The 6,317-nt window shown below is 66.5% G+C and carries 7 protein-coding genes; 1 reads left to right on the top strand and 6 read right to left on the bottom strand.

Annotated features, from left to right (window positions below; translation table 11 throughout):
• Window positions 1–128: 128 nt before the first annotated feature.
• The 6 genes from ELR45_RS28495 to ELR45_RS28470 all read right to left on the bottom strand — a co-directional run bounded on the left by ELR45_RS28495 (window position 129) and on the right by ELR45_RS28470 (window position 5,919).
• Window positions 129–1,073: a carbohydrate ABC transporter permease gene (locus ELR45_RS28495; RefSeq protein WP_205857443.1), complete on the bottom strand. Its 945-nt coding sequence runs from the start codon at window positions 1,071–1,073 to the stop codon at window positions 129–131.
• Between the two features lie 29 nt (window positions 1,074–1,102).
• A complete protein-coding gene (locus ELR45_RS28490; RefSeq protein WP_129669332.1) occupies window positions 1,103–2,371 on the bottom strand; it encodes an ABC transporter substrate-binding protein in 1,269 nt (422 codons plus the stop codon).
• 101 nt (window positions 2,372–2,472) lie between these two features.
• Complete coding sequence (locus tag ELR45_RS28485) at window positions 2,473–3,750, bottom strand: sensor histidine kinase (RefSeq protein WP_129669331.1); 1,278 nt, start codon at window positions 3,748–3,750, stop codon at window positions 2,473–2,475.
• A gap of 66 nt (window positions 3,751–3,816) precedes the next feature.
• The gene (gene msrB, locus ELR45_RS28480) at window positions 3,817–4,230 is read right to left on the bottom strand and encodes a peptide-methionine (R)-S-oxide reductase MsrB (RefSeq protein WP_129669330.1); all 414 of its coding nucleotides are present in this window, start codon (window positions 4,228–4,230) and stop codon (window positions 3,817–3,819) included.
• A gap of 45 nt (window positions 4,231–4,275) precedes the next feature.
• Window positions 4,276–5,337, bottom strand: coding sequence for a non-homologous end-joining DNA ligase (gene ligD / locus ELR45_RS28475; RefSeq protein WP_129669329.1), 1,062 nt, complete (start codon window positions 5,335–5,337; stop codon window positions 4,276–4,278).
• A 39-nt stretch (window positions 5,338–5,376) separates the two neighbouring features.
• Window positions 5,377–5,919, bottom strand: a complete 543-nt coding sequence (locus tag ELR45_RS28470) for a hypothetical protein (protein ID WP_129669328.1) — start codon at window positions 5,917–5,919, stop codon at window positions 5,377–5,379.
• Window positions 5,920–6,146: 227 nt separating this feature from the next.
• On the opposite strand from ELR45_RS28470, the gene ELR45_RS42365 reads away from it, so the two are divergent.
• A partial coding sequence (locus ELR45_RS42365; protein WP_476704142.1) for an ATP-dependent DNA ligase occupies window positions 6,147–6,317 on the top strand: 171 nt, incomplete at its 3' end.

Below are 6,317 nucleotides of genomic sequence, written 5' to 3'. Positions count from 1 at the left end.
CAGCCCTGCTTTGGCCCATGTTCTTCCTGCCGAACCTGCCCGGACGGCCCCTCGCTCGCTTCTGAGCCGCCGGAGCCCGGGCCGGCGGCGTCCATGGCGACGCCGTTCCTGGAACCTGATGACGTCACTCATCGTTCAGTGGTCCTTTCAAGGACGAGCGCCCGTCCAAGGAGCGAGACGAAGATCATGCCAATGGCGAGGATGATCACGAAGGAGATCGTCGACAGCGCCGCGCCGTAGCCCGGGTCAGGTGTGCGTACGACGAACTGCTGGACGAGAATCGACAACGACTCGGTGTCGAACGCCCCGCCGGTCATGACCTGTGGCAGGTCGTAGACGCGTAGCGCCTCGACCGTCCGGAACAGCAGTGCGACGAGGATCGACGGGCGCAACAGCGGAAGGGTGATGTACCACAGCCGCTGCAGCGCGCCGGCCCCGTCGACCAAGCCGCTTTCGTACATCTCGCTTGGGATCGTCTGCAGTCCGGCGAGCAGAAGCAGGGCCACGAACGGCGCTGTCTTCCACACGTCGGCGAAGATGACGGCGAAGGTCGCCCATCCCTGTTGTCCGAGCCAGTTGAAGTTGCCCAGGTTGAACACGGTGTTGATGAACCCGGGCGTCACATTGAACATGAAGAACCACATCTGGGCGGCGATCACCGTGGGGATGACCCACGGGATCAAGATGGCCGCCCGCGTCACGCCCCTGCCGCGGAACGCCTGGTTCATGATCAGCGCGAATCCCAAGCCGATCAGGAACTCGGCCGCCACCGACGTGGCGGTGAACAGGAGCGTGAACCACAACGAGTCCCAGAATCGATCGTCCGCGAGAGCGTCGGCGTAGTTCTCCAGCCCGGCGAATCCGGTCCGCTGCCGCCTGGTGTAGTCGTACAGGCTCAGCACGAAGGCGTAGACCACAGGAAACAACGCCACGCCGGCCATCAACAGCAGGGACGGAGCGACGAACAGCCGGGCGAGGGCTCGTTCCGACAGCCCTCCTCGGCGGCGCCGCAGGGGTTTGTCATCAGACGCAGACTCGGTGCCGACGTCTGACGTGACACGGTCGTCGGCCACGATGGCCTCCTTTCGTTATCGCGGCCGACCTATTCGAGGGTTCCTTCCAGATACGTGCGGACGCTTTCGACGGCGCCCTGGACATCCGCCTCACCGTTGACGGCGGGGAACAAGGTTTGCTGCATCTCCGCACTGATCTGATTCCACTGCGGCGCGGGCGGCCGCGGCCGTGCGTCGGGCAGGATCTCGCCGAGGAGCTGCATGACCGGGTCGTCCGTCAGCTGGTCGTAGACGGATTCCAGGGTTGGTGGCACCGAACCCTCGGTCGCCAGCATCGTCTGGGCTTCCTCGTTCGTCGCCGCCCACACGACGAAATCCGTCGCCGCGTCCTTGTTGTCCGAGAACGCGCTCACTGCGTTGTTGAACCCGCCCAGCGCGGAGACCGTGCCTTCGCCCGTGAAAGTGGGAAGTGGCGCGATATCGAAGTTGCCATTCGCCGGGCTACCGTCGTCGCCCGCGACCTGCGAGTACACGTACGGCCAGTTGCGTAGGAATGCGATGTTGCCCTGCTGGAACTCGTTGCGGCCCTCTTCCTCACGGGCCGTGTTGAACCCGGGCGCGTAGCAGTTGTCCTGGATCGCGTTGGCCATGAATTCGGTGGCTTGGACGGCCAGATCGGTGTCGAACAAGACCTCGGTCTGGTCCTCGTTGTAGAGCTCACCGCCGGCGCTCCAGTAGTACTCGAGCCAGTTCACCACGAAGCCCTCGTACCGTGCACCCTGCCCGATGAAGCTGCCGATGTCTTCCGACTGGCTGATCTCGATCCCCTGATCACATAGGGCTTCCCAGGTATCCGGGGGTTGATCGACGAGATCCGTTCGGTAGTAGAGGAATCCAGCGTTCGTGTTGTAGGGCGCGGCCCAAAGCTCACCGCCCCACGTAGCGGATTCGAAAGCGCCTGGAATCGATGCCCCTTCGATATCGCCCCGCACGTCTTCCAGGCTCTCGACCCAGCCGTTCTCGGAGTACTCACCGGTCCAGATCACGTCCATGCCCAGCACGTCGAAGTTGCTACCTTCGGCCTGCAACTCGAGTGCCTGCTGCTCGCGCTGCTGGTCCGCCTCTTCCGGCAATTGCTCGATACTCACGGGGTTGTCTGGGTTCTGGTCGTTCCACAACTCCGCAACGCTCTGATGGACCCCTCCGGGCTGTGCTTCGGCGCCGCCGAGCGCCCAGACGATCTCGCCGCCGCCTTCTCCGTCTCCGTCGCCGTCGTCGTCACCGCCCGGGGTACACGCCGCGCCGAACAGCACGAGCGCTCCGCCCAGGGCCACATACCACCTGCCGCCCTTTCGCATCGCTGCCGCCTCCTTGCGAGCCAGAGATCCGGTATGTCGGATGCTCTAGTTCCCGAAAGGGCCGTGCCGAAACAAGGTGAAACGGAAGTGTGACACGGGTGCTACGCCGGCCACGGGAGGTCGGCGCAGAGCGCGAAACCGCCGTCGGCAGTGGGCCCGCGCCGGAGTGTTCCGCCGGCCAGCTCCACCCGTTCGCTGAGTCCCACCAGCCCGGTACCGGCGCCGGGAATGCGCTCGGAAGACGAGGGACCGGATGGGGCTGTGTTGTGCACCCGGACCTGGAGGCCGTCGCCGGACGAACCGGTCAGCGTGATCGTGACGCGAGCGCCGCGGGCATGCTTGCGGGCGTTGGTCAGGCCCTCCTGAACCACGCGATACGCGCACCGGGCCACCGCCGCCGGTAGCTGTGAGTTGCTCTCGTGCGTGTTGCCCTCGTGGGCGGCGAGGTCGCGGTCGTCGGCGACCGTGACATGCATGCCCGCCTGTCGGCTCTCGCCCACCAGGCTGGTGAGGTCGTCGAGAGTGGGGTGCGGGGCGTCGTCGTCGGGATCTGCCGCGGGGGCACGCAGCACGCCGATGACCTCGCGAAGGTCCTGCAACGCCTGGTGCGCGCTGTCCCGGATGATCCCGGAAGCCTGGGCGATGTCCTCTGCGGGCGCGTCCGGCCGATACACCAGAGCGTTCGCGTGGACGCTGAGCAGCGAAAGGCGGTGTGCGAGGACGTCGTGCATCTCCCGGGCGATCCGCTCACGTTCCCGATGCCTGCCCTGCTCGACGCGCAGATGCGCCTCCGACTCGGCCTGGCGTGCCCGTTCGCGCAGGGACAGCACGAGCTGGCGTCGTGCGCGGACGAACATGCCCCACATCGCGACGGCGACGATGAGCAGGACGACGAAGGCGACGGAGCCGGCATACGGGAGCTCGTCGTCCGGATAGATCGCGAAGTACAGCATGCCGACGAGGATGTTGACGGCCGTGACGACGGCTGTGACGGCCAGCTTGCGGTGCACGGCGACGGTGAAGATCGCGATGAGCACGGCACCGGTGCTGGAGGTGGCGAAGGTGGACACGGCCGTGATCGCCAGCGCGAGGTGAACCGGCCAGCGCCGTCGCCACCAGAGGCTGACACAGGCGGCGGACCCGGCGGCCAGATCGAGCACCCGCAGCGCGCTCCAGCCGTCGTTGATCAGCACATCGACGAAGGTCCAGGCACCGAGACCGAGGGCGATCAGGAAACAGAGGACGTCGACCACCCAGTCACGGGCCGACCGGCGAGGCCCGCCGCAATGCGGTCCCGGGTCGGGCTCCGTGACCAGCTGGCCGGGCAGCAGCCCTTGCAGCTCTAGGTCTGTCGGCTTACGCCCGGATACCGCGGTCACAACGAGCAAGGGTAACGGCGATCAAGCCACATCTCTCGGAGAATTGTGCGGTTGCCGCCCGGCCGCTCAGCTGGGCTCGGCGGTGACGCGCCGCAGGGCAACTCCATTGATGCAGTAACGCTGGTCCGTCGGGGTAGGGAAGCCCTCGCCGGTGAACACGTGCCCGAGGTGGGAACCGCAGCGCGCACACCGCACCTCGGTGCGGACCTGGCCGAGAGCGCGATCCTCGATGTACTCGACCCGGTCCTCGGCGAGCGGGGAGTAGAACGACGGCCAACCGCAATGCGCGTCGAACTTCGTGCCGGTCTCGAACAGCTCGGCGCCGCATGCTCGGCACTGATAGACGTAGGGACGGTCGTCGGCGTGCTCCAGCGGGCTGGTTCCGGCCCGTTCGGTGCCGGACTGCCGGAGCACGTGGTACTCCTCCGGCGAAAGCTCGGCGCGCCATTCTTGGTCGGTCTTCTCTACCTCGTACGGCATACCGACGACATTACCCGCGCCGGACACATGGCCGAGGGTCGCCGGTCATGTGGCGTCGTCGGTCTCGGAGTTGCGCGCCCTGCTCGGCTGGACCCTCGGCGGTTCGCCGGGCATCTTGGGATAGTCCGGCGGGTAGGGGAGTTCACCGAGACCGTGGTCGCGCTCGTCGCGTTCGGCCATCTCCAGCAGCGGCTCGATCGAATATGCGTCGTCATGCATACCGGCGTGCCGGTCGCCCACCTCCGCGAACCGTCCCGGCATCGTGGCGAGGTCGAAATCGTCGGGCGTCGCGTCGTCGAGCTCGTCCCAGTCGAGCGGGGCGGAGACAGTGGCTCGCGGCTTGGGCCGGATGGAGTAGGCCGAGGCGAATGTGCGGTCCCGGGCCATCTGGTTGTAGTCCACGAAGATGCGCTCGCCGCGGTCCTCTTTCCACCAGGACATGGTGACCATGGACGGCATGCGACGTTCCAGCTCCCGCCCGAACGCGATGAGGGCCCGCCGGACCTCCGTGAACTCCCAGCGCGGCTCGATCGGCACGTAGATGTGCACCCCGCGTCCACCCGACGTCTTCGGGAAACCCGCCATGTCGAGCTCAGCCAGCAGGGTGCGGACCTCCCACGCGACCTTGACGGCGTCGGCGAAGTCCGTGCCGGGCTGCGGGTCAAGGTCGATGCGCAGCTGGTCCGGCCGGTCGGTGTCCGACCTGCGCACCGGCCAGGAGTGGAAGGTCAGCGTGCCGAGGTTCGCCGCCCAGGGCACAACGGCCAGCTCGGTGGGACAGACCTCGTCGGCGGGGCGCCCGCTGGGGAAGGCGATCTTCGCCGACTCCACCCATGTCGGGGCACCCTTCGGTATCCGCTTCTGGTAGAAGGCATCGCCCCTGTTGTCCTGCCGGGTAGACAGCTTTGCGCCCTCGAAGACACCCGACGGCCAGCGCTCCAGCGTGGTGGGCCGCTCCCGCAACGCGTTGAGTATCCCGTCGCCGACGGCGATGAAGTACTGCACGACGTCGAGCTTGGTGAAGCCTCGCTCGGGAAAGTACACCTTGTCCGGGTTCGACACACGGACCTCACGTCCGCCGACGTCGAGAAAGGCCGGCTCGCTCACTGCAGGTACCTTACGTGCCTCACGTGTCTCCCTCGTCCTTCACGTGTCCGCGTCGTCGCCGTTCTGACTGCGCACCTCCGACTCCCAATCCGGCTCGGACTGAGCGAGCAGATGCAGCACCGGCACCTTGAGCTTACGCCGTGCACGAGTGGTCCAGTCCACGTGGAAGAACTCGGCGACCAAGTGCGGCCGGGTGAGGATGATGACCTCGGCAGCACCGCACTCCTGGACGAGCGAGTAGAGGCGCTCGAGCGGGTCGGTGGCCGTGACCTCGCCAGTGACCCGCACGTTGAACTCCTTGAAGGCCTGTACGGAGGCCTCCAGAGCCTGCCGGCTGGCCGCCCGGATCTCCTCATGCACCCGCTCGAGGTCGTTCTCATCCAGGTAGAGCGCGGCGGTTCCCATCACTTCGCTCGCCGCGAGGGAGCCGATGGTGGCCTCGACCCGGCTGGCGGCGTCTTCCACTGGAATGAGCACGTAGTAATGCATCGGGTCGGAGAAATCCGCGTGAAGGGCGACGATCTGCCGAGCGTCCCAACTGGTGACCGGCTCCTCGACCAGCACGACGACCTTGTACGACATGGGGACCTCCCCGGGTGTCGGGCGACGCGGTGTGTCGTCGTTCAACAGTTCCATACGTCATGGTGACACCAAAGTCAGCCGGATGGGTGAAGACGTGACCACGCGGTGAGTGTCTGTAAGGAAATCGAGACCCGAGCTGGAACCCGAGCCGGAGACCCGAGCCGGGACGCGGACGCGTCGTCGCCGGCTACGCGCGATTGACACCGGACGCGGGTAGATTGACCTGCGTGCAGTTACCTGTGATGCCGCCGGTGGCGCCGATGCTGGCCAAGTCGGCGAAGAAGATCCCGCCCGGCCAGCTCTACGAGGGCAAATGGGATGGCTTCCGGGCCATCATCTATCGCGACGGCGACGAGGTCGAGATCGGCAGCCGGAACGAACGTCCCATGACCCGCTAC

This window comes from Phytoactinopolyspora endophytica (assembly GCF_004138495.1).
Classification (GTDB): domain Bacteria; phylum Actinomycetota; class Actinomycetes; order Jiangellales; family Jiangellaceae; genus Phytoactinopolyspora; species Phytoactinopolyspora endophytica.
The sequence above is the reverse complement of the archived record's forward strand: the minus strand, read 5'-3'. Positions and strand labels throughout refer to the sequence as shown.

Excerpts from the sequence above, each read along its gene's own strand:
- ELR45_RS28490 (WP_129669332.1), bottom strand. The coding sequence starts at position 2,371 with ATGCGAAAGGGCGGCAGGTGGTATGTGGCCCTGGGCGGAGCGCTCGTG.
- msrB (WP_129669330.1), bottom strand. The coding sequence starts at position 4,230 with ATGCCGTACGAGGTAGAGAAGACCGACCAAGAATGGCGCGCCGAGCTT.
- ELR45_RS28470 (WP_129669328.1), bottom strand. The coding sequence starts at position 5,919 with ATGTCGTACAAGGTCGTCGTGCTGGTCGAGGAGCCGGTCACCAGTTGG.